The following is a 21,811-nucleotide window of genomic DNA, read 5'->3' as shown; positions in this document are numbered from 1 at the left end:
TTAGACCTTTTTTACATTCTCTTTTAGCCAGTTTTCCCATTTTTCAAGTGCTTCTCCTTTTAGTACTCTAGGAAACTTATTCATACCTCCATGCTTGCCAATAGCGCGCATGTAGTCATAGAACGTCTCGTTAGGAATTACTTCCACGAATACTTCTTTAAGAGCAGAAGTACGTTCTACAGCATAGTCGTCGTTCAGCTCACTTAAAGTATCGTCTAGTAGCTTCTTTATGGCCAATGGGTCTGCATCACTATCTGTACCTATATACCATCTATGAGCAAATAGGTTTTCGTATTTGAAACCAGCTACAGTAAACTCATTGATCTCAATGTTCAGCTTTTGACCAACTAGATCTATAGCCTTATTCATATTGTCTACAGACAAGTGCTCACCACACAGGCTTAAGAACTGCTTAGTACGCCCTACTATAGCTATTTCATATTCTTTGGCGTTCGTAAAACGGATAACATCTCCGATGATATAACGCCAAGCACCGGCACATGTACTTATCATTACTGCGTAGTTGGTGGTTTCATCCACCTCATGTATCATGCATGATTCTGCATTAGGGTTCGGCATGCCGTCTTCATCAAAGTTCTCTTTGTTGAATGGAATGAACTCATAGAAGATGCCGTTGTTTAATACCAGCTTGATACCATGCCCTCCAGGACGAGCCTGAAAGCCAAAAGAACCCTCGGAAGCCATATAGGTTTCTATATAGGTAATCTTTTTGCCTAATAGCTTTTTAAAACTTTCTCTGTAAGGTTCAAAAGCTACACCTCCATGAATATATACGTGCAGGTTAGGCCATATTTCATGTATGTCTTTTACACCATGATATTTTATCACCTCCTCCATTACTATTTGTACCCATGCAGGTACACCACATACAGTACCTACATCCCATTGTTTCGCTTTGCGAACAATTAGTTTGATACGATCTTCCCAAAGAGGTTTTTTTGATATTTTTTGTCCGGGTTTGTAAAATAGTGAAGATAGCCAGCGGGGCATATTCTTAGCACTAATACCACTCATGTCTCCTTCATAGTATTCCCCTTTCTCAAAAAGAGAGGTAGTGCCACCTAACATGAGCACTCCTTTTTCGAAGGCAACAGAAGGTATATCAAAATCAGTCATGCTGTAGAGTTGTTTGAACCCTACTTTTTTGACTGCCTTTATCATGTCCTGAGTAACGGGTATATGCTTACTAGCCGACTCTGATGTACCAGAGCTAAGCGCAAAGTATTTAACCTTGCCTGGCCATGTTACATTTTCCTCCCCATTATGGCAACGGTGCCACCATTCTTTATGAATGTCATTGTAGGTATGTATAGGTACATGGTCTCTAAAGGTCTTTACAAAGTCAAAATCTTCACTCAACATCTCTGAAAAGCCATAATGCTTGCCAAAGCTTGTGTATTGACCTCGCTCCAGTAGCTGGTGTAATGTATAGCGCTGATATGTTTCAGGGCTAGCTACAGCTAGTTTGAACTGTTTCCTAATACGAAGTGAGCGTGATATAAGATTACCCAACAATGCCATTACAGAATAAGGTAGTTATTTTATGCCGTTAGTAGCTAAGCTATTGTCGGCATTTCTTGTTTTTAAATGTTTATGAAGCAGTTACAGATAACTAGCACTGCTATTTGATATCAGGTTGCCTCCTATATCAGGTGCAATTTAATCACAATTTTGTACTATTTCTACGTTAATTAATTCCCAAATATTACTACTACAGCAAAATGGTACGTAAGGGACATCCTTAGAGTGATAGTTTTTAATAAAGGGTTATTACCTTTGCGCAGCGTATGACTAAGATAAATATCGTTAATAAGTCTCCTCATCAACTACCGGCATATCAAACTGTAGGGTCTGCAGGTATGGATATAAGAGTTTGGTTGCCAGAGCCTATGACGCTACAGCCTATGGAGCGTAGACTAGTGCCGACGGGTTTGTATATGGCACTACCTGTGGGGTACGAAGCTCAAATACGCCCGAGAAGTGGTATGGCAATAAAAAAAGGAATTACTTTGGTCAATAGTCCCGGTACTATTGATAGTGATTACAGAGGAGAGGTAATGTTGCCTGTTATCAATTTATCTCAGGAAGTGCAAACTTTAGAAGATGGGGAAAGGGTAGCACAAATGGTAATAGCTCAATACGCACAAATAGAGTGGACGGAAGTAGAAGTATTAGACGATACAGAAAGAGGAGCTGGTGGTTTTGGACATTCAGGAACTAAATAGCATTTTAAAACATAGAAAAATAAAAATATGAACATCATTATACCAATGGCAGGAATGGGAAAACGTATGAGACCTCATACGCTTAAAACAGCAAAGCCATTATTGCCAATAGCTGGTAAGCCAATAGTACAGAGACTAGTGGAAGACATTATAGCTACTTGCAACGAAAAAGTAGAGGAGATAGCATTTATCATCAACCCTGCTTTTGGTAAAGATGTTGAAGAGCATTTGGTAAAAGTAGCGGAGAGCCTTGGTGCAAAAGGTAGAATTTGTTATCAAGAAGAGGCGTTGGGTACGGCTCATGCTATCCTTTGTGCTTCTGAAAGCTTAACGGGTAATGTGTTTATTGCATTTGCAGATACATTATTTAAAGCTAGCTTTAGTATTGATACCAGTAAAGATGCAATTGTTTGGACACAAAAGATCGAAGACCCTTCGGCTTTTGGTGTAGTAAAGTTGATGGGCGATGATCAAATAGAAGCTTTTGTTGAAAAGCCTACAGAGTTTGTGTCTGACCTAGCCATTATAGGGGTGTATTATTTTAGAGATGGAGATCGTCTTAAGAAGGAGTTGCAAAGATTGATCGACGAAGACATTAAACAAAAAGGAGAATATCAGATCACAGATGCTATGGACAATATGTTAAAGCATGATGTGAAATTCTACACAGACCAAGTAGAAGAATGGCTAGACTGTGGTAATAAAAATGCAACGGTATATACCAACCAAAGAATACTGGCTATTAAACATGGTAAGGAAGAACTAAGAGCTGCTACAGCCAAAATAGAGAACTCTGTTATCATAGAGCCGTGCTTTTTGGGAGAAGGTGTTGTTGTTAAAAATTCTGTAGTTGGTCCTTATGTATCCTTAGAAGCTGGTGTGACTATTGAAGATGCTAGAATTACAAATAGTATTATCCAAGAAGATACTGTTGTTAAAAATGCATGCTTGGAAAACACCATGTTAGGGAAATCCGTAAATTACGTAGAAAATCCGCAGGTATTAAGCCTGGGAGATTACTCTACTAAATAATGACAATCATCGGTACCAGAACCAATTTTGTATATATACTTGCCTTACTATTATTAGTAAGTAGTAATAGCTATGCCCAAAAAGACAAAACAGAGTATGCTGATAATAAAATATTAGAAGCTCAGTTTGTTTATTTTGATGCTACACGTGCTAAGCTGAAAGGGGATGTTGAGGAGGCCGAAGATCTATTACTAAAAGTAATAGATATGGATCCTAAAGCGGGAGGAGCTTATTATGATCTAGCATATATAGAAGTGCAGAAGAGTAATATACCCAAAGCCAAGGAGTATATAAAAAAGGCTATGGCTGTAGATGAGGATAACAAATGGTATCAAGAGCGTTATGGGCAAATTCTTATCCAGCAGAATAAATATAAGGAAGCCGCAGAAGTTTTTAAAGCTTTAGCAGCTAAAGAAAGACGCAATAGAGATTATCTGGAACTTGTGGTTCAGTTATATCAGTCAGCCAATATGCATGATGAGGCTATGGCTGTGCTTGATGAACTCATGGAGTTTCACGCCAATGATGAAGAGTTATTGTTAAGAAAACAGCAATTATATCTTAAAACAAATCAATTAGATAAAGCTGCAGAAATTGCAGATCAGCTAATAAAGAACAATCCCGAAGACGGTAGATATTATGTGCAGTTGGCAGAATTGTATGCCAACAATAAAGAGGATGAAAAAGCAATAGCCCTTTACGAAAAAGCTGAAAAGCTATTTCCCAACGACCCAGGCTTGAAATTGAGCATGGCGGAGTTTTATAAAAGAAAAGGGAATAAGGAAAAGTATAATGAATATGTAGGTAAGATATTTGATATTGAAGATATCTCTGCCGAAACTCAGATCGCTGTATTAGCAGCTTTTTTACAGTCTGCAGTAGATTTTGAAAGTATAAAGGAGCAAGCCATAGACTATGCAGGCAAAATAGCAAAGAAAAGTCCTGATAATGCGGCAGCACTCGCAGTGTATGGTGATATGTTGGCTCAAGATAATCAGAAAGAGCTGGCGGCAATACAATATAAAAAGTCGTTGGAAATAGATCCTGCAAAATATATTGTGTGGCAAAACCTGTTGTTCACTTATAGTGGGCCGAATGATTCGGATTCGTTACTGAAGTATAGCGAAAAGGCCCTGCAATTATTCCCTAACCAAGCAATACTACATTATATGAGTGCGTTAGGTTATGTTAATAAAAAGAACTTTAAAAAAGCAATAGCTGCGGGCAACAGAGCAGTAGAAATGCAGCCTGAAGAAAATGTGCAATTGCTTTCCGATATGCATGCACTATTGGCTGATGCTTATAATAGTGATAAGCAGTATAAACTATCTGATGAGAATTTTGACAGAGCTCTGGAATTAACACCTGATAATGCAACCACGCTGAATAACTATAGTTACTATTTGTCGGAAAGGGGAGAGCAATTGGCGAAGGCAGAGCAGATGTCTAAGAAGTCATTAGAACTAAGCCCTGATCAACCCACTTTCTTAGATACTTATGGATGGATACGCTACAAGCAAGGTAAGTATGAGGAAGCCAAGGAGTATGTTCAAAAAGCAATAGATGCTATGGGTGCTGCTGCTGATGGTACCCTATGGGATCATCTTGGAGACATACAATATAAATTAAAGGATATCAACGGCGCTGTATCGAGCTGGAAAAAAGCCAAGCTGAAAGGTGCTGATGCTATAGAAATTGATAAGAAAATAAAAGCATGTACATCGTAATGAATAGAAGTAGCAGAATTCTACTCTTATTACTGGCGGGAATGGTGCTTTTTGCTTCTTGTCGTACAGGTAAGAAGGTAAAAGGTGGTAATGAACCTATTGAAGATAGCACTACTGTTGCGGCAGTAGATACGGTTGCAGCGCCTGCAGTACCCCCTCCAAGTTTCCCTAAGCCCATTATAGGTAAGGATAAACAGGCTATGATAGCAAATGCTATGCCTTATTGGGAAAGGATATTGCAGTACAGTACATTTTCGGGCAAGGCAAAAATGCACTATGAGGACGATGGGCAGAAACAAGATTTTATTGCCAATTTCAGAATGGTGAAAGATAGTGCCATATGGGTATCGGTAAGTGCTCTGGGGGGTATTGTTACCGTAGCACGAGCTTTGGTAAGGCCTGATAGTATTTTTGTATTGAACTATTTACAGAAGGATGCTTATGTGATGAGTGCTGCCCAGGCAGGTGAGTTACTACCTGTGCAAATGGATTTTAGTGTATTGCAAAACTTAATAATAGGAGAAGCATTGAGTAGAGATGGTATGGTGGTAGATGTTGCAGATTTTGGTTCTGCCATCAACTTGCATGTAATGGATGCCAGAACGATACAACAGATCAACTATTCTAAAGCAGATAGTGCTTTACGTACTTTACAGATGATCGCTAACACAGGTAATGGTAGTGTGGCAGCTTATATACAATATGGTAGTTATGAGGAAGTGAAGCAACGTTACTTCGCCAATAAAAGAGCGATAAATATTAACAATAACGGCAAGCTTATATATATGGATATGAGTTTTAGCAATGTTGATTTTGATGAAGAATTGTCTCTGCCATTTAGAATACCAAAGAGTTATACACTCAATCCCCCAATGAGATAACCTAAATGCCTGTTTTGAGGCAGTTTTTAGCATCTTAACTTTTAATTATTTGATATAAAACCTAAATTGCCTAGCAATATGAAAGTAGTAATATTTGCAGGCGGAAGAGGTACTAGAATAGCGGAAGAGTCGGCACTAAGACCTAAGCCTATGATAGAAATTGGTGGTAAGCCTATCTTATGGCATATCATGAAGATATATGCGGCTTATGGGCATACAGAATTTATCATCTGTTGTGGCTACAAAGGGTGGATGATAAAAGAGTACTTTACCAATTATTTCCTTCACAATGCTGATGTTACGGTAGACCTCTCTAAAAACTCCATGGAGGTGCACCAGAATAATGCAGAGCCTTTTAAAATATCTATGATAGACACAGGCTTGGATACTATGACTGCTGGTAGACTGAAAAGAGTACTTCAGTATACGAATAACGAGCCTTTTATGCTGACTTATGGTGATGGCGTAAGCGATGTGGATCTGGATGAACTACTAAAGTTTCATAAAGAGAGTGGTAAGATATGTACCATGACTGCGATACAGGCTACAAGTCGTTTTGGTGTTATTAAAATGGAAGGCGACGGAACTATTAACAGTTTTGAAGAAAAGCCTGCAGATTCTGGAACTTGGATCAATGGTGGCTTCTTCGTTATAGAGCCTGAAATAAAAGATTACCTGCCTGACGATGCCGACGATATTATGTGGGAGCGTTATCCTATGGATAAATTGGCGGCAGACAGACAAATTACAGCATACAAGCATAATAACTTCTGGAAGTGTATGGATACACTTAGAGACAAGGAAGACTTGGAGCATCTTTGGGCTACAAAACCTCATTGGAAGAAATGGTAACGGCAACTTATCTACAGTCTATATTTAAAGATAAGCGAGTATTTGTAACAGGGCATACGGGCTTTAAAGGCTCTTGGCTGATACAAATACTAAAATGGCTGGGTGCAGATGTAAAGGGTTATGCATTAGCTCCTGAAAAGGATAATGACCTATACCGTCTGATCAATGGAGATGAGCAATGCTATGCATCAGTTATAGCTGATATAAAAGATATTAAGCAGTTGAGAGGAGAGATGGTGCGTTTTGAGCCGCATTTTGTGTTTCACTTAGCAGCACAAGCATTGGTGCGCAAGAGTTATGATGAACCTGTAGATACTTTCATGGTCAATGCGCAGGGTACAGCTCATGTGCTGGATGCTATAAGAAGCTTAGAGCAGCCATGCGTTGGGGTGATGATAACCACAGATAAGGTATATGAAAATCCTGAGCGTGGTATAGCCTTTAAAGAAGATGATAAGCTAGGTGGATATGATCCATACTCGGCAAGTAAAGCAGCTGCGGAGATTGTGATAGAGTCTTACATTCGTTCGTTCTTCAATAATGATAGCTACGACAATCATCATAAATCTATTGCAGCCGCAAGAGCAGGTAATGTAATAGGTGGTGGCGACTATGCAGATGACAGGATAATCCCTGATATAGTACGAGCGCTTGATAGAGGAGAGAACGTAGGTCTTAGAAACCCTAATTCTATCCGCCCTTGGCAGCATGTATTAGAGCCATTGAGTGCCTACTTGCTTTTGGCAGCTAAGATGAGTGAAGCGCCCACAAAATATAATACTGCATTTAACTTCGGGCCCGATGTGGCAGATAAGAAAACGGTTGAAGAGCTAACGCAGATATTCTTAGATAGATACCAACAGGGTAGCTATACAATAGTAGAGCAAGAAGGTGCGCTGCATGAAGCTAAGTTGTTGATGCTGGATAGTAACAAAGCTAAAGAGCAACTAGGCTGGGTACCTCAACTATCGGCTAAGGAAGCAATAGAGTGGACGGCAGACTGGTATGTCAATAAGGAAGAAGACGCAGGCACTAAGTGCTTGAATCAAATAAAAAAATACTTTGGAGATATAGTATAATGTGGCAGTTTGAATCCATACTGAACGGAGCATACATCATTACACTTCCCGCTTTTTATGATGAAAGGGGTATTTTTGTAAAGACATTTCATGATACAACCTTGAAGGATAATGGTGTTGACTTTCAATTAAAAGAAAGTTACTTCTCCTTCTCAAAAAAAGATGTGATTCGTGGTATGCACTTTCAAACACCACCACACCAGCATGCAAAAATTGTATCCTGTCCGCAAGGGGCAATTCTTGATGTGATAATAGATTTGAGAAAAGAGTCTGCAAGTTTTGGGCAGTATATAGCTACAGAGTTGAGTGCGGATAATCATAAAGCGTATTATATACCAGAAGGTTTTGCACATGGTTTTAAGTCTTTGACTGATGATGCTATTACGTATTATTTAGTATCATCAGAATATAGTCAAGGGCATGATACAGGTGTTATTTATAATAGTTTTGGTTTCGATTGGGAAACGGAACAACCAATAATATCTGCAAGAGATCTATCCTTCCCTAGCATTAAAGAATTTGAAAGTCCATTTTAAATAAATTGATAAAAACAGTTTATGAAACTGAATAGAAATGTCCTAACAAAATTGGGCGTCAACAAAGAAAACGAAGGTGTATTTACAGGCACTAAATGGAGAAAAGCAAAAGGTGAGAAGATCACTTCTTTTTCTCCGGTAGATGGTAAAGCTATAGCTGCTGTAAATGCGGTAAACAGAAGAAATTACGATGATGTAATAGAGAAAGCTCAAGAAGCTTTTGAAGAGTGGCGCATGTGGCCTGCCCCTAAGCGCGGCGAGGTGGTAAGACAAATAGGCGAAGCGCTTCGTAAAGAGAAAGATGCGCTTGGTCGTTTGGTGTCTTTTGAGATGGGTAAAAGCCTGCAAGAGGGACTAGGTGAAGTGCAAGAAATGATAGACATTGCTGATTTTGCAGTAGGTCTATCTCGTCAGCTATATGGTTTAACCATACATAGTGAGCGCCCTAATCACCGTATGTATGAGCAATGGCATCCACTAGGTGTTGTGGGCATCATTAGCGCTTTCAACTTTCCTGTAGCGGTATGGAGCTGGAATGCTTTCATCGCTTGGGTATGTGGTGATACTTGTGTTTGGAAACCGTCGGAAAAAGCACCACTATCGGCTGTGGCTTGTATGAATATTGTGGCAGATGTATTTAAAACCAATAAAGTACCGGAAGGAGTTTGTGGGCTTGTAGTGGGCGGTAGAGAGACAGGAGAGTGGATGAGTAATGACGAGCGTATTCCTTTAGTATCAGCAACAGGATCTACCCGTATGGGTAAAGCGGTGGGTGCTGCAGTAGGCGCGCGTTTAGGCAAGTCTTTATTAGAACTTGGTGGTAATAATGCAATTATTATTACAGAGAAAGCAGATATGGATATTGCTTTATTAGCTGCCGTATTTGGTGCTGTGGGTACTTGTGGTCAGCGCTGTACGTCTACTCGTCGATTGATCATACACGAGAGTATGTATGAAGACATGAAGAAGAAATTGGTAGCAGGCTATAAGCAACTGAATATCGGTAACCCCCTTGATGAAAAAAATCATGTTGGTCCATTGATAGATACTGATGCCGTTGATAACTACTTGAATGCCATTGCCGCTGTGAAAGAGCAAGGAGGTAAGGCTGTAGTTGCAGGAGGTGTTTTAAAGGGTAAAGGTTATGAAAGTGGCTGCTATGTGAAACCATGTATTTACGAAGCTAGCAATGATATGGATATTGTTCAAGATGAGACATTTGCGCCAATACTATACATTATGAAGTACAGTACAATGGAAGAGGCCATTGCGATGCAAAATGGTGTGAAGCAAGGTTTATCTTCTTCTGTAATGACGCTAGATATGCGCCAGGCAGAGCAGTTCTTGTCGCATAAAGGTAGCGACTGTGGTATCGCCAATGTGAACATAGGTACTAGTGGTGCAGAGATCGGAGGAGCTTTTGGTGGTGAGAAAGAAACAGGTGGTGGTAGAGAAAGTGGCTCTGATAGTTGGAAAGCTTATATGCGTAGACAAACGAATACTATCAACTGGAGTACTGAGCTTCCATTAGCACAGGGCATTAAGTTCAATTTGAAATAAGTAACTATAGTTTAAAAACGAGAAAGGGTAGCCATTGGCTACCCTTTCTTATAATGCATTAATGAGAGTCCGTCTGCATATACTTTGTGGTGTATAAGTTGAAGCTTTTCCATTTTTTTTAGGTTGGGGAAGAGCTCAATACCTGCTCCTAATATTACAGGTACATAGGATATTATATATTCGTCAATTAGATCTGCATCATGTAGTTGTTGGATAATATTACCACCACCAACCAGCCATATATCACCTCCTTCTTTTGCTTTCAGCTCTTTAGTGAATTGTACAATATCGCTGGTGACGAGGCTAGCATCCTCTACTACGCTTTTAGACGAGTCTCTTGTAAATACATGAGTGGGTTTGCCTTTGTAAGGCCAGTCGCCAAGGCTGATGCATATTTCATATGTTTTATATCCCATTACTAGCTCATCTATAGAATCGTAAAAGCTGTAATAGCCATAATCTTCTCCTTCAGGCGGATGGGGCAGCCAGTCTACATTTCCGTCTATTCCTGCTATTTTGCCGTCAATGCTGCAGGCTATATATAGTTTTACTTGTCGCATAGTTTTTAGGATGGTTAACTTGTGAAGTATAAGACTAAGCTAAAATAATGTAACCTTAAGCTTAAAAGCACACATTATAATAATATTTCCGTAGGTTTGAGGGTAATATTATTGTTTTAATAAGTAGATATGAACCTTTTTATAGGTAATGTAAGTCCCGAAACGACGGAAGCAAGCTTGGAAAATCTTTTCTCAGAGTTTGGTGAAATTTTATCAGTGAAGATACCTGTTGATACTGCCACAGGTATGCCAAGAGGATTCGCATTTGTAGAGATGGCAGATAGGTTTGAAAGTTTTGATGCAATTGACAATATTGATCAGACTTATTTCGAAGGTACTGTGATCACAGTAAAAGAGTCAAAGCCTAAGAATCAAGGCGGCGGTGGCGGTCATCGTGGTGGTGGTAACAGACGTTTCTCTGGCGGTAGTGGCAACTACAATAGTGGTGGTGGTAGCCAAAGACAAAGAAGACCAAGAATAGACAGAAGTGGCAATCGCCCACCTGCTGATGATGATTTCAACAGACTGTAATTCAAGTCTATTGTACTTCTAGTACAAATCCCATTCGAAACACCAAACACAAGCTTCTGTATTTTAGTAGTCCCTTCTGCTAAGTGATTCTTTATGCCTTCTAATGAATAGTTGCTAACTTGAAAGCATATTTTATCGAATGCAAGTAGCTGTAACACCTAGTATATTAAATGGTACAATAAAAGTGCCCGCATCAAAGAGTATGATGCAACGTGTATGTGCCGCAGCATTATTACACAAAGGAACATGTACGATCAGTAATATAGGTACATCAAATGATGATAAGGCAGCAGTAAATATTATAGAGCAACTTGGGGCAATTGTAAAGGATGTATCAACATCTACTATAGAGATAACTTCAGATGGAAGGATAATACCTCAAGGTAATATCGATTGCGGAGAAAGTGGTCTTTCTGCCCGCTTGTTTACAGTAGTAGCGGCACTGTCTTCTTATGAAATTACAATAACAGGGTCAGGTAGTTTACTGAACAGGTCTATGACTCCTTTTGAAGATCTATTCCAACAGTTAGATGTTACCATAAAGGATTTTTCAGGCAAGCTACCCATAACCATAAAAGGACCTCTCAAGCCAAAAACTATCCAGGTCGATGGTAGTCTTAGTTCTCAGTTTTTATCAGGGTTGCTGATTGCATATTCTTTTACAGCAAAAAACAAGGTGAGTATAAAGGTTACTGATCTAGTTAGCCGCCCTTATATTGATATGACGCTTGAAGTGCTGCAGCATTTTGGTTGTCAAGTGGTTAACCATAATTATGAGGAGTTTGTGGTGACACCTGTTGCAACTACAGAAAATTTGACCTTTGATGTAGAAGGCGATTGGAGTAGTGCTTCTTTTTGGTTGGTTGCTGCAGCAATAAACGGAGTGGTAGAGTTAAAAGGTCTAAACAAGAACTCTGCACAAGCCGATAAGGCAATACTGAAAGTGCTTAAGGATACTGGGGTGGATTATATAGTTGAAGGCGGTGCGGTATCTGTAAGATCGTTATCTAGTCGGCCCAATAGTTTTTCTTTTGATGCTACACATGCGCCCGATCTTTTTCCCATACTCGCAATATATGCCGCGTTGTGTAATGGAGAAAGTGCAATAAAAGGGTTGCGTCGCTTGAGTCAAAAAGAGAGTGATAGGGTTGTTTCTATAACCGCCATGTTAGAAAGGTTTGGCGTGTCTTTCTCCATTAAAGAAGACGTGTTGCATATAAAAGGGCAACAGGTATTGAGTGCTGCAACTATTGATAGCTATAACGACCATCGCATAGCTATGGCTGCAACAATAGGTGCACTGAATGCTGATGGGGCATGTGTAATAACAGGTGCAGAAGCAGTGAATAAATCATATACTGATTTTTATAAGAATTTAATTGCTTTGGGTGGCAATTGTACTATTGAGATGGAAGCAGGTAAGTAGTTTCTTGTTATCTTTAAGTTTACAATGAATTCATTCGGCAGACTTTTTCGAGTACATATTTTTGGGGAATCTCATGGTCAGGTAGTTGGTGTTACTGTCGATGGTTGTCCTGCGGGTATCAGTTTGTCTGAAGAAGATTTTTTTGCTGATATAGCCAGAAGAAAACCTGGAGGGAAGGGTACTACTCCAAGAGTAGAAGCCGATAGCCCCAATATAGTAACAGGGGTATTTAATGGAAAAACAACTGGTGCTCCTATTACTATACTGTTTGAAAATACTAATACACGATCGAAAGACTACGAAAAAATAAAAGATACACCACGCCCCGGTCATGCGGATTTTGTGTTGAAGGAGAAGTATAAAGGGTTTAATGATTATAGAGGGGGAGGACATTCTAGCGGTAGGCTTACCGTTTGCTTAGTGGCAGCAGGTGTCATTGCAAAAAAGATAATTAAAGGAATAGAAGTACAAGCCACACTTACCGAAGCTGGTGGTATTGAAGACATAGAGCTAGCCATCGAAAAAGCAATAAAAGATAAGGATAGTATAGGAGGAATAGTTACTTGTAAAGTACAAGGGCTACCCATAGGGCTGGGAGAGCCTTTTTTTGATTCCATGGAGTCTGCCATTAGCCATGCCGTATTTGCCATACCAGCAATAAAGGGAATAGAGTTTGGTAGTGGTTTTGCAGCTGCCAAAATGAAAGGTAGCCAGCATAATGATGCTATTCTTGATGCCAGTGGTACTACAGAAACCAATAATGCTGGTGGTATTAACGGAGGAGTTACGAATGGTAACGATATGTTTTTTAGAGTTGCCGTAAAGCCAACAAGTAGTACTCCTCAACAACAAACATCTTGGAATGAGGCGACTAACCAACAGGAAGATTTTGTTGTAAAAGGACGTCACGACTTGTGCATAGCACTAAGAGTGCCTGTTGTAGTTGAGGCCGTTACAGCAATGGTAATAGCTGATATGCAATTAGTACAAAACGCGTATTTATAAGCTGGCAGGTTTGTAAGGGTTAGCGTTAGGTGTTGGCGTTAATAGTGTGCTGTCCCAAATGCTAAAAGACTCTTCCTTTACAGGAGCTGCGTAGTATGGATGTCCTATTTTATATCCTTTAGACTTCAATTCTATTTTTCCACTAGCATATACATTTATAGTAGTGTAGCCAAAAAAAGTAGCTTGACCAGGACTCCCACCATTACCCGCTATTATTTGGTAGGTGCTATCTCCCATTGGTTGCATTCTTTGGTAGTCATGTACATGTGCAGACAGCATGGCAACAACATTATTTTTTCTTAAAGCTGGCCATAATACAGGTCCCTCAGGTAATCCATTATGTCCTGTTTCTGCTTTGTGATATACATAATAAGGTTTATGTCCTAGCACAAATATGTGTTTTATAGTAGAGTCTTTTCTGTATTCCTCTATTTTTTGAGTAATCCATTTGGTAGGTATCAATCCCTCCATGCCATGTTTATATTTAGCAGAAGAAGGGTTGTATGTGTCGGTATTCATCACAATGAAACCAATGTTTTTTCTCACAAAAGAAAATGTAGAACGGTTAGCCATGCTATCAGCTCCTGTTATAATGTCTCTGTCTTTAGGCATATAAGGAGCCATATGTTCTATCCATACATCTTCGGCTCCATCTAGCGGCCATTCGTCATGATGTGGTACTCCGTAGTTTGCATAATAAAGCATCTCATGATTCCCAGGTAGTGCCACTAGTTCTATTCCTGAAGTGCTAATATCGCTAAAGCCAGTACTGTCATATAGTTCTACCCATGCTTTTAGTTGGCTTTTTAGGTCATCAAGGTTTTCCTGTTCAGCTACTACCAGATCGCCTAGAAAGAAGAATGCATCTGGCTTTCTCTTTTCTTCGCATAAGTTGTCATATATCCTTTTAAGGGCATAAACATTTGCAGAAGAAGCATTTGTAGCCTTCGCTTTCCCTTTATCATTTCTGTCTACACGGTTGCATCCCATAAAGGCAAAGCTATATATCACGGAGTCTGTTGTATGGGGTGTTCCTATTATTGGTAATGGTGCTTTATTGTCTTCTTTAGTGTTGTTGGAGTTGTCGCAGCCTAACATAAATATAGAAGAGCAAATAACTAATGCTATAGCGAAGGTGATATTAGTTTTCATCTTTTGATATGGATCGTTTATATAAAAGTAATAAAATTATATTCCTGTCATAGTTGTGGTTCTTACTATTTTATGATGCTTATAGTGTGGGGGATAGAAGCCGATATTAACATTATAGTTACTAAGGTGGATAAACATCATTTATAGATTCTATACACTGAAATACATTTGTTAGTAGAAATGTTTTTTGTGGTCAACTAGAACAGTTATGGTTAACATAGTAGGTATATCAGGTAGCTTAAGAAAAGACTCCTCAAATACGGCAGTATTGAAAGCTATCAGTAAAGTAGCAGGTAAGGGAGTTGAAATGAATATTTATGAGGACTTAGGTACTATTCCTCATTTCGACCCTACTATAGCTGTAGAAGACAGTCCTGATGCTGTGAAAAATTTAAGGACTCTATTAAAGGAGGCTAATGCAGTCATTATCTGTACACCCGAATATGCTTTTGGTGTACCTGGTGTGTTGAAAAATGCCCTTGATTGGTTAGTGTCTTCAGGGGAAATGAATGAAAAACCTGTAGGGATAATTAGTGCATCACCATTGCATCGAGGGGGCAACCATGCTCATGCTTCATTAGTACTTACGCTTACTGCGCTGGGTACAAAAATGAGTGAACATGCCAAGCTGATGATAGGCAACGTCTACAATAAAATGAATGATAAGAAAGAAGTTGTGGATGAGGAGACCGTTAAAGAGTTACGGAGTTTAGTCCACTCTCTAACAGATGGCTTAGTGTAAGGGGGGGGGTATTTATAGACCAACTTGTTGACATAAGGTTGTCACTTGCACATTTTAGTTTTGTGTAAAACCTGTTTTATGAAACATGAATGGAGGAAACAAGAATCGTCAATATACTTGCCAAAAGCCAAACCAGAGTTAATTACAATACCAACCTATAAATATGTCGTGATAGATGGCGAAGGAAACCCTAATAGTGATGCTTTTGCAGCGTGTATAGAAGTTTTGTACTCAGTGTCGTATGCTATAAAAATGACGCTAAAAAAAATGGATAGTACTCCAAAGTTTTATGAGGACTATACCGTATATCCACTAGAAGGGGTATGGGATATTACAGATGAAGCTAAAAAAACTTTCACACAGGAGAATCTTAATAAAGATGATCTGGTCTATCGCTTGATGATACGCCAGCCCGATTTTATACATAATGATTTTTTTGAAGAAATGGTAGCCATCACTAAAAAGAAGAAGCCGAACATTTTATTAGACTCACTTAAATTCGAATCATTAACAGATGGGGCTTGTATTCAAATGATGCATATTGGTAGTTTTGATAATGAGCCTCAAAGCTTCAAGGTTATGGAAGCTTATGCTAAAGAGCAAGGCGTTGAACGTGTGTCAAAAATACATAGAGAGATATACTTGAGTGATTTTAGAAAAGTGCCTGAAGAGGAGCTAAAGACGGTATTAAGATTTCAAGTAAAGTAATACGATAAAAAGAGGAGCAATTAAATTGCTCCTCTTTTTATAAATGAACTGATTGCACAATAGTGAAAAATAGAGGTAACCCAACTGTTATATTTATAGGGAATGTAACGGCTAATGCCATTGGTAGAAATATGCCAGGGTTTGCTTTAGGAGCGGCTATCTTCATAGCAGCAGGAACTGCAATATAAGATGCACTGGCCGCCAAAACAGCGAAAATAAACCTGTTGCTGACATCATCTGTTACAAGTGAGCTAAGCAATGCTACAATACAACCGTTTACAAGAGGGGCAATAGCAGCGAAGGCAACAGGGAAAATCCCTTCACTCACAAGGGATTTTAGTTTCCGACCGCTAACTATACCCATGTCCAATAAGAAAATAGCAAGAAACCCTTTGAATATATCATTAGTAAAAGGCTTTATGCCTTCGGCCTGTTCAGCGCTAGCCATGTAGCCTATAGCAAGGCTGCCTAATATTAATAGAACACTACCGTTGGTTAAAGAGTGCTTGAGTGCTACTGTTCTATTGAGGTTTGTTTTGGTGTCTTTGTTGTAAAGGGATATCAAAATTAACCCTGCAATAATTGCCGGAGATTCCATTAAAGCCATAATAGCTACCATATGCCCATGAAGTTTGAGGGCATTGGCTTCTAAGAAAGAAACAGCCGTAACAAATGTTACGGCACTAACAGATCCATAAGCAGCAGCTACAGCTCCTGCGTCGTATATGTTGAGTTTCTTCTTAAGGATAAAAAAGGAGTATAATGGTATAGCCGCAGCTATCGTTAATCCAAAACATATAGACCACATGATCTCACTCGTTAAGTGCTCATGAGATAATTCTTGTCCGCCTTTGAAACCAATGGCAAACAGGAGGTATAATGAAATGAATTTAGAAGAACCGGGAGGTATCTCAAGGTCGCTCTTCAATGCTACAGCTATTATGCCTAGCAAAAAGAACAGTAATGCAGGATTAGTAAGATTATCAATTAGAAGATTTAAATTCATTACAGTTAGTTTGTTAGTATATGGATGTTGGAGTGAATACGTAGTTTCTGGTCACTATTATGATATTGATCTAAGTATTCTATTAAACGTTCTTTTATTTCCAGTAGTTGTGCTTTTCTTGCAAGTGTTTCAGCATTAGCTTTTCCAAACCGTTCTTCTTGACTGAAGATTTTATAATCATGAAACTTGATCTTATCATTTATTAATGTTGTAAGTATTTCTTTAGCTTCTACAGCACTAAAGATGCCTTCTATAAGATTGAACTCTTTTTTTTCTTTGTTCATATTTGCTTTTTTACTGTGAATGAAAGGTTTATTGGCCCTGCCCTAAAGAGTAGCCACGAATGTTGTCGAAACTGTACAGGTTTTCAGTTTTAATTATGTCGACATCGTTTTCTTGTGCAGATGACATCAGATTGATAATGTCTTTTTTGGAGATGTTATTTGTTACATCATTTGTGAAGCGACACCTCCAGTGGTCAGTACAAAATGTTTCCTCAAATCCATTGGGCCATACTTTTACACCTCTGTTGGTGATCATTTGCAGTTGAACGCCGTTTTGTTCCAGTCTGTTTAGCTTAGTTGCTAGTTCTTCAGGTTTAGTACCACTCCAGTGTACAAACACGTCGACCCCTTCCAGTGTTTTGTCTTGTGCAGCCTTGCGTTTATACTCCGGCATTTTGAAAGAACTATCTCCTTTGTATTCTACAGGTACTAGTCTTTTAGGAGTTTGTCCTAAGTTGTCGATGACAGCATCTGCAAATGCAGTGGTACCTACTTTCTGCGTGCTTGTATTTTCTTTGAAGATGTCTGCTGTATGTATGCCGTCTTCTATTGTTTTGAGCCATGCGTTTTGAATCAGTTCTGCCGCTTTTGCTTCCCCAATATGTGTAAGTAACATGATCGCTGCATTGATCAGTCCCGATGGATTGGCAATGTCTTTCCCTGAAATATCGGGTGCTGAACCATGTATTGCTTCAAACATCGAGCAGCTATTGCCAATATTAGCGCTACCCGCTATACCAACGGAACCCGTAATTTGTGCTGCTATGTCCGACAGGACATCTCCATATAGATTTGGCATTACGATCACATCAAAGTATTCAGGAGTATCTGCTAGCTTGGCTGCTCCTATGTCAATGATCCAGTGTTCTTTTTCGATGTCTGGATATTCTGCACCCACTTCGTTAAAGACCTTGTGAAATAGCCCATCTGTTTGTTTCATTATATTGTCCTTGGTGAAGCAGGTAACCTTTTTTCTGTTGTATTGTTTGGCATATTCAAAAGCATAACGAACTATTTTTTCGCAACCAGGTCTGCTTATTAGTTTTAGGCATTGTACTACTTCTTCGGTTTGCTGATGCTCAATACCTGCATATAGGTCTTCTTCATTTTCTCTTATGATGACTACATCCATTATCGGATGTTTAGTAGCGATGAATGGAGCATAGCTTCTACATGGTCTTACATTGGCAAACAGTCCCAGTGTTTTTCGCATGGTTACATTAAGGCTCTTGTAGCCACCACCCTGTGGTGTTGTAATAGGAGCTTTTAGGAATATCTTGTTTTCCCTGATCGTATTCCATGCCTCTTTGGTAATGCCTGAGGTGTTCCCTGACAGATAGACTTGTTCGCCTACCTCAATCTCATCAAAAGCTACTTGTGCGCCCGAGGCTTTAATGATTCGCAATGTTGCGTCCATTATTTCGGGACCTATGCCGTCCCCTTTTGCAATTGTTATCCTTTTCATTTTTTTTCTTTTTGCAAAGGTGTAGTGATTTAATCATTTAATTTTATTTATATTTATAATGAAAATCATAACTTTTGTTTATGAATTATACATTGAATCAGTTACAGATATTTCTAAAAATTGCTCAGACACAGAGTGTTACAAAGGCAGCAGCAGAGTTGCATTTAACTCAACCTGCGGTTTCTATACAGCTGAAAAAATTCCAAGATCAATTTGATATTCCGCTAATTGAGAATATTGGCAGGAATATATACGTAACAGATTTTGGAATTGAGATTGCCGATGCTGCAGAAAAAATACTGGAGCAGGTATATGATATCAATTATAAGATGCATGCTTTTAGAGGGCAGTTGGTAGGTAAGCTGAAAATTTCGGTAGTTTCTACAGGGAAGTATGTGATGCCATATTTCCTGACAGATTTTATGAAGCTAAATGATGGGGTAGATCTAACACTTGATGTTACGAATAAAAGTAAGGTGATAGAAAGTTTAGATAATAATGAAGTGGATTTCGCTTTAGTATCTGTATTGCCTAAAAAACTCAAAGTAGAAAAGGTGGACTTGATCGCTAATAAGCTCTACTTGGTAGGTAATGCTAATAATAAACTGAAGAGAAGAGTATATGACGCAGAGTTGTTAAAAGAACTGCCTCTTATATTTAGAGAAAAGGGATCGGGTACTCGAGATACAATGTCTGGTTTTTTTAAGGAGAAAAAAATGAGTGTACTTAAAAAAATGGAGCTGACTTCAAATGAAGCGGTGAAGCAAGCTGTAGTTGCAGGTCTGGGTTATTCGGTAATGCCTTTGATCGGGATAAAAAATGAACTACATAATAAACAGCTGTCAATAATTCCTGTAAAGGGGTTACCCATACAAACTACATGGTCTCTTATATGGCTTAAGGACAAAGAACATACGAATGTTGCAGCCTCTTTCCTAAGCTTTATAAAAGAGAAAAAGGAAGGCATTATTCATGACCATTTTAAATGGTATGAGGAGTATAAATAAAAAAGCGGCTACTTTATGTAACCGCTTGTACAGTATTATACTATGAGATAATCATTACTTAGAGAACTGCAACTGTTCATTCTTTGAGCTATTATCATCTTTAAGGGATATAAACTTTTCATCTTTACTTACAAGAGCCCAGTCGTCATTAAGTTCCAGTAAATTATTATTTGTAGTATTAAGACTGATCGCAAACTTAGTAATACCGTCATCCTGATATTGCTTCCATGTTCCTGTTACAACTTGCCCACTACCTTGTGCTGACATAGAACCATCTGTTGCAAAATCGAAACTATATTCGCTATAATTGCTTGTCTTATTTTCACTTTGTTCCGAAAATAATGAGACATGCCAGCCAGAACCAGGTGTTATATTTGAACTATTACTTGGATTTACATTATCATCGTCTTTCTTACAAGAGCTTGATGTTAGTATTATATATCCGATCGCAACTATTGCTATATGAAGTATTTTTTTCATTGTTAATTGTATTAAATAATAAATAATTGTCAGGCACATGGTGTTATAAGAACCCTATGCGCTGAACTGATTGTCATTTAAATATATAGCCACTTAATGTGCAACTATATTGATGAAATAATTTATGTTGCTTGCGGAGGTTTAAGCATAGCATCATCATAGAATTGCCTATAACGTTGATGACAGTATAAACAAAAGGAAGTTGCTACTGCTGTAATACACTTAGTTGTAGGTATAGATGCAAATGTTAAGCTATATAAATCTTGTAATGTATTACGCTCAACTTTTTTAAATGGTAATTGCATATCAGTTACGTCATCTTCTGAAACGCCATCATCACCTATGTAATGCATAAATATATAATCAAACACAGAGATGTCAGGGTTATTGACTTTATGTTCGAAATAATGAGTATATAATATTGGGGTTTTAAAAAGCTGGTATAGAGGTGTTGCAGACATAAGAAATGCCAGAAAGAAAAGACATGTACAGGTATGTTTTACTATAATTCTGTGCATCATTAATTCCAAGTTACCCTGAAATTAATACAACGAAATATAATAAAGTATCTCAATGTGATGAAGGAGGAATATACATAGCTGAATAGGAGTTTTTAGAGAATCAGAATAATATTCCGTCTATGGTTATATTTGAATATGGTACAGAGCATTCAACTTAATACACTTGATAAAAACACAGCAGTTTTTATTGGACAATATAATGTATCGTTAGCCAAAATTTGGCAAGCGATCTCTACAGATGAAGGATTGGCTAAATGGTTTATGAAGTCAAAAATGGATGTCGAGGTAGGTGGTGTATTTCAGTTCGAAGGTGGTTGGGAAGGGTGGATAGCCGCATTGAAAGAGTTGGAATATATTCAATTCAATAGCTCGGAAGTATCGTATACTCGGTTTGAATTAAGACCTACTACTGTTGGTGTTGAACTTCGTTTAGTAGATAAACTTCCTCCAGCTATTGAAGCTCAGGGTGATAGTGATATTCAGAATTTCCAACCTAATGGAAAGGGAACACATTGGGTAGGGCTTTTAGCAGGTTGGCATGACTTTCTTTTAGCATTGGAGTCGTATTTAGCTAAGAAAGAAATCGCAGATAATTATAAAGAGTTATGCGATGTATATAAAGACCTCCTAGACAAACAACGTCAAAAAATATAGTGTTGTAGTTTAGGGAGGGAGGCTTTGCTAATTCTAAGCTCTCACTACTAGATCTAAAGCCACATTCATTAAGGCTTATATTGTTTTATATTTTAGAATTTTGGCCAAAAGAAAAGCCGATCTGTTAAGATCGGCTTTTTAAGTGCCCCAGGGGGGAATCGAACCCCCACTCCCGTGAAGAAACCAGATTTTGAGTCGCGCTAAGAAATGCTCTAAAACGCTCTAAATGAGCATTCAATAATTATAATATTTTATGTATTTAGCTTTAAGATGCCTAATCAGCAGGTACAGTTCAGTGCAAAATTTAGTGCAATTTTTATGACACCAGACTGTTTTATCAAAAACATAACTGAAATA

At 38.5% G+C, this 21,811-nt stretch carries 23 protein-coding genes; 15 read left to right on the top strand and 8 right to left on the bottom strand.

Annotation, left to right across the window (positions count from 1 at the left end):
- The gene (locus tag R2800_13825) at positions 1–1,542 is read right to left on the bottom strand and encodes a GH3 auxin-responsive promoter family protein (GenBank protein ID MEZ5018133.1); all 1,542 of its coding nucleotides are present in this window, start codon (positions 1,540–1,542) and stop codon (positions 1–3) included.
- Positions 1,543–1,808: 266 nt separating this feature from the next.
- On the opposite strand from R2800_13825, the gene dut reads away from it, so the two are divergent.
- The 8 genes from dut (at position 1,809) to R2800_13785 (ending at position 9,913) form a co-directional block, all read left to right on the top strand.
- Positions 1,809–2,246, top strand: coding sequence for a dUTP diphosphatase (dut, locus tag R2800_13820; GenBank protein MEZ5018132.1), 438 nt, complete (start codon positions 1,809–1,811; stop codon positions 2,244–2,246).
- A gap of 27 nt (positions 2,247–2,273) precedes the next feature.
- Positions 2,274–3,278, top strand: coding sequence for a sugar phosphate nucleotidyltransferase (locus R2800_13815; protein ID MEZ5018131.1), 1,005 nt, complete (start codon positions 2,274–2,276; stop codon positions 3,276–3,278).
- Positions 3,278–5,005 carry a tetratricopeptide repeat protein gene (locus tag R2800_13810; protein MEZ5018130.1) on the top strand — a complete coding sequence of 576 codons (1,728 nt, stop codon included), beginning with the start codon at positions 3,278–3,280 and terminating at the stop codon, positions 5,003–5,005. Before R2800_13815 ends, R2800_13810 begins: the two co-directional genes overlap by 1 nt.
- Positions 4,993–5,886 (top strand): DUF4292 domain-containing protein, encoded by an 894-nt coding sequence (locus R2800_13805; GenBank protein ID MEZ5018129.1) that lies wholly within the window; start codon positions 4,993–4,995, stop codon positions 5,884–5,886. The genes R2800_13810 and R2800_13805 overlap by 13 nt, the downstream gene beginning before the upstream one ends.
- 78 nt (positions 5,887–5,964) lie before the next feature.
- Positions 5,965–6,738 carry a glucose-1-phosphate cytidylyltransferase gene (gene rfbF, locus R2800_13800; protein MEZ5018128.1) on the top strand — a complete coding sequence of 258 codons (774 nt, stop codon included), beginning with the start codon at positions 5,965–5,967 and terminating at the stop codon, positions 6,736–6,738.
- Entirely contained in the window at positions 6,705–7,817 is a 1,113-nt protein-coding gene (gene rfbG / locus R2800_13795) for a CDP-glucose 4,6-dehydratase (protein ID MEZ5018127.1), read from the top strand. The genes rfbF and rfbG overlap by 34 nt, the downstream gene beginning before the upstream one ends.
- Positions 7,817–8,353, top strand: coding sequence for a dTDP-4-dehydrorhamnose 3,5-epimerase family protein (locus R2800_13790; protein MEZ5018126.1), 537 nt, complete (start codon positions 7,817–7,819; stop codon positions 8,351–8,353). Before rfbG ends, R2800_13790 begins: the two co-directional genes overlap by 1 nt.
- Positions 8,354–8,374: 21 nt before the next feature.
- Entirely contained in the window at positions 8,375–9,913 is a 1,539-nt protein-coding gene (locus R2800_13785; GenBank protein MEZ5018125.1) for an aldehyde dehydrogenase family protein, read from the top strand.
- Positions 9,914–9,951: 38 nt separating this feature from the next.
- On the opposite strand, the gene R2800_13780 is transcribed toward R2800_13785, so the two are convergent.
- Complete coding sequence (locus R2800_13780) at positions 9,952–10,473, bottom strand: dihydrofolate reductase family protein (GenBank protein MEZ5018124.1); 522 nt, start codon at positions 10,471–10,473, stop codon at positions 9,952–9,954.
- A gap of 129 nt (positions 10,474–10,602) precedes the next feature.
- On the opposite strand from R2800_13780, the gene R2800_13775 reads away from it, so the two are divergent.
- The 3 genes from R2800_13775 to R2800_13765 all read left to right on the top strand — a co-directional run bounded on the left by R2800_13775 (position 10,603) and on the right by R2800_13765 (position 13,435).
- On the top strand, positions 10,603–11,004 hold the full coding sequence (locus R2800_13775) for an RNA-binding protein (protein MEZ5018123.1): 402 nt from the start codon (positions 10,603–10,605) through the stop codon (positions 11,002–11,004).
- Positions 11,005–11,143: 139 nt separating this feature from the next.
- Positions 11,144–12,430, top strand: coding sequence for a 3-phosphoshikimate 1-carboxyvinyltransferase (gene aroA / locus R2800_13770; protein MEZ5018122.1), 1,287 nt, complete (start codon positions 11,144–11,146; stop codon positions 12,428–12,430).
- Between the two features lie 24 nt (positions 12,431–12,454).
- Positions 12,455–13,435, top strand: a complete 981-nt coding sequence (locus R2800_13765; GenBank protein ID MEZ5018121.1) for a chorismate synthase — start codon at positions 12,455–12,457, stop codon at positions 13,433–13,435.
- On the opposite strand, the gene R2800_13760 is transcribed toward R2800_13765, so the two are convergent.
- The gene (locus R2800_13760; protein ID MEZ5018120.1) at positions 13,430–14,587 is read right to left on the bottom strand and encodes a metallophosphoesterase; all 1,158 of its coding nucleotides are present in this window, start codon (positions 14,585–14,587) and stop codon (positions 13,430–13,432) included. The genes R2800_13765 and R2800_13760 overlap by 6 nt on opposite strands.
- Before the next feature lie 208 nt (positions 14,588–14,795).
- On the opposite strand from R2800_13760, the gene R2800_13755 reads away from it, so the two are divergent.
- Positions 14,796–15,329: an NAD(P)H-dependent oxidoreductase gene (locus R2800_13755; GenBank protein ID MEZ5018119.1), complete on the top strand. Its 534-nt coding sequence runs from the start codon at positions 14,796–14,798 to the stop codon at positions 15,327–15,329.
- Positions 15,330–15,407: 78 nt separating this feature from the next.
- Positions 15,408–16,037, top strand: a complete 630-nt coding sequence (locus R2800_13750) for a GyrI-like domain-containing protein (protein MEZ5018118.1) — start codon at positions 15,408–15,410, stop codon at positions 16,035–16,037.
- 37 nt (positions 16,038–16,074) lie between these two features.
- Here the strand turns inward: R2800_13750 and R2800_13745 are convergent, their stop codons facing one another.
- From R2800_13745 to R2800_13735, 3 genes are read right to left on the bottom strand one after another with little or no spacing between them, the layout of a single operon-like run.
- Complete coding sequence (locus tag R2800_13745) at positions 16,075–17,043, bottom strand: sodium-dependent bicarbonate transport family permease (protein ID MEZ5018117.1); 969 nt, start codon at positions 17,041–17,043, stop codon at positions 16,075–16,077.
- Between the two features lie 5 nt (positions 17,044–17,048).
- Entirely contained in the window at positions 17,049–17,327 is a 279-nt protein-coding gene (locus tag R2800_13740) for a hypothetical protein (protein MEZ5018116.1), read from the bottom strand.
- Positions 17,328–17,355: 28 nt separating this feature from the next.
- Complete coding sequence (locus R2800_13735) at positions 17,356–18,792, bottom strand: NADP-dependent isocitrate dehydrogenase (GenBank protein MEZ5018115.1); 1,437 nt, start codon at positions 18,790–18,792, stop codon at positions 17,356–17,358.
- Positions 18,793–18,872: 80 nt separating this feature from the next.
- Here R2800_13735 and R2800_13730 point away from each other — a divergent pair, with 80 nt between their 5' ends.
- A complete protein-coding gene (locus R2800_13730; GenBank protein ID MEZ5018114.1) occupies positions 18,873–19,799 on the top strand; it encodes a LysR family transcriptional regulator in 927 nt (308 codons plus the stop codon).
- A gap of 54 nt (positions 19,800–19,853) precedes the next feature.
- Here the strand turns inward: R2800_13730 and R2800_13725 are convergent, their stop codons facing one another.
- Entirely contained in the window at positions 19,854–20,279 is a 426-nt protein-coding gene (locus tag R2800_13725; protein ID MEZ5018113.1) for a hypothetical protein, read from the bottom strand.
- A gap of 122 nt (positions 20,280–20,401) precedes the next feature.
- Complete coding sequence (locus R2800_13720; GenBank protein MEZ5018112.1) at positions 20,402–20,800, bottom strand: hypothetical protein; 399 nt, start codon at positions 20,798–20,800, stop codon at positions 20,402–20,404.
- Positions 20,801–20,935: 135 nt separating this feature from the next.
- Here R2800_13720 and R2800_13715 point away from each other — a divergent pair, with 135 nt between their 5' ends.
- Positions 20,936–21,454, top strand: coding sequence for an SRPBCC domain-containing protein (locus R2800_13715; protein MEZ5018111.1), 519 nt, complete (start codon positions 20,936–20,938; stop codon positions 21,452–21,454).
- Positions 21,455–21,811 lie beyond the last annotated feature (357 nt).

It is taken from the genome of Flavipsychrobacter sp. (assembly GCA_041392855.1).
Classification (GTDB): Bacteria; Bacteroidota; Bacteroidia; order Chitinophagales; family Chitinophagaceae; genus UBA5543.
Note: the sequence above shows the minus strand (reverse complement) of the source record. Positions and strands in the feature narration are given on the sequence as shown.

Bases quoted from the DNA above. Each gene is read 5' to 3' on its own strand.
- R2800_13825 (MEZ5018133.1), bottom strand. From the start codon at position 1,542: ATGGCATTGTTGGGTAATCTTATATCACGCTCACTTCGTATTAGGAAA.
- dut (MEZ5018132.1), top strand. From the start codon at position 1,809: ATGACTAAGATAAATATCGTTAATAAGTCTCCTCATCAACTACCGGCA.
- R2800_13815 (MEZ5018131.1), top strand. From the start codon at position 2,274: ATGAACATCATTATACCAATGGCAGGAATGGGAAAACGTATGAGACCT.
- R2800_13810 (MEZ5018130.1), top strand. From the start codon at position 3,278: ATGACAATCATCGGTACCAGAACCAATTTTGTATATATACTTGCCTTA.
- R2800_13805 (MEZ5018129.1), top strand. From the start codon at position 4,993: ATGTACATCGTAATGAATAGAAGTAGCAGAATTCTACTCTTATTACTG.
- rfbF (MEZ5018128.1), top strand. From the start codon at position 5,965: ATGAAAGTAGTAATATTTGCAGGCGGAAGAGGTACTAGAATAGCGGAA.
- R2800_13790 (MEZ5018126.1), top strand. From the start codon at position 7,817: ATGTGGCAGTTTGAATCCATACTGAACGGAGCATACATCATTACACTT.
- R2800_13785 (MEZ5018125.1), top strand. From the start codon at position 8,375: ATGAAACTGAATAGAAATGTCCTAACAAAATTGGGCGTCAACAAAGAA.
- R2800_13780 (MEZ5018124.1), bottom strand. From the start codon at position 10,473: ATGCGACAAGTAAAACTATATATAGCCTGCAGCATTGACGGCAAAATA.
- R2800_13775 (MEZ5018123.1), top strand. From the start codon at position 10,603: ATGAACCTTTTTATAGGTAATGTAAGTCCCGAAACGACGGAAGCAAGC.
- aroA (MEZ5018122.1), top strand. From the start codon at position 11,144: ATGCAAGTAGCTGTAACACCTAGTATATTAAATGGTACAATAAAAGTG.
- R2800_13765 (MEZ5018121.1), top strand. From the start codon at position 12,455: ATGAATTCATTCGGCAGACTTTTTCGAGTACATATTTTTGGGGAATCT.
- R2800_13760 (MEZ5018120.1), bottom strand. From the start codon at position 14,587: ATGAAAACTAATATCACCTTCGCTATAGCATTAGTTATTTGCTCTTCT.
- R2800_13755 (MEZ5018119.1), top strand. From the start codon at position 14,796: ATGGTTAACATAGTAGGTATATCAGGTAGCTTAAGAAAAGACTCCTCA.
- R2800_13750 (MEZ5018118.1), top strand. From the start codon at position 15,408: ATGAAACATGAATGGAGGAAACAAGAATCGTCAATATACTTGCCAAAA.
- R2800_13745 (MEZ5018117.1), bottom strand. From the start codon at position 17,043: ATGAATTTAAATCTTCTAATTGATAATCTTACTAATCCTGCATTACTG.
- R2800_13740 (MEZ5018116.1), bottom strand. From the start codon at position 17,327: ATGAACAAAGAAAAAAAAGAGTTCAATCTTATAGAAGGCATCTTTAGT.
- R2800_13735 (MEZ5018115.1), bottom strand. From the start codon at position 18,792: ATGAAAAGGATAACAATTGCAAAAGGGGACGGCATAGGTCCCGAAATA.
- R2800_13730 (MEZ5018114.1), top strand. From the start codon at position 18,873: ATGAATTATACATTGAATCAGTTACAGATATTTCTAAAAATTGCTCAG.
- R2800_13725 (MEZ5018113.1), bottom strand. From the start codon at position 20,279: ATGAAAAAAATACTTCATATAGCAATAGTTGCGATCGGATATATAATA.
- R2800_13720 (MEZ5018112.1), bottom strand. From the start codon at position 20,800: ATGATGCACAGAATTATAGTAAAACATACCTGTACATGTCTTTTCTTT.
- R2800_13715 (MEZ5018111.1), top strand. From the start codon at position 20,936: ATGGTACAGAGCATTCAACTTAATACACTTGATAAAAACACAGCAGTT.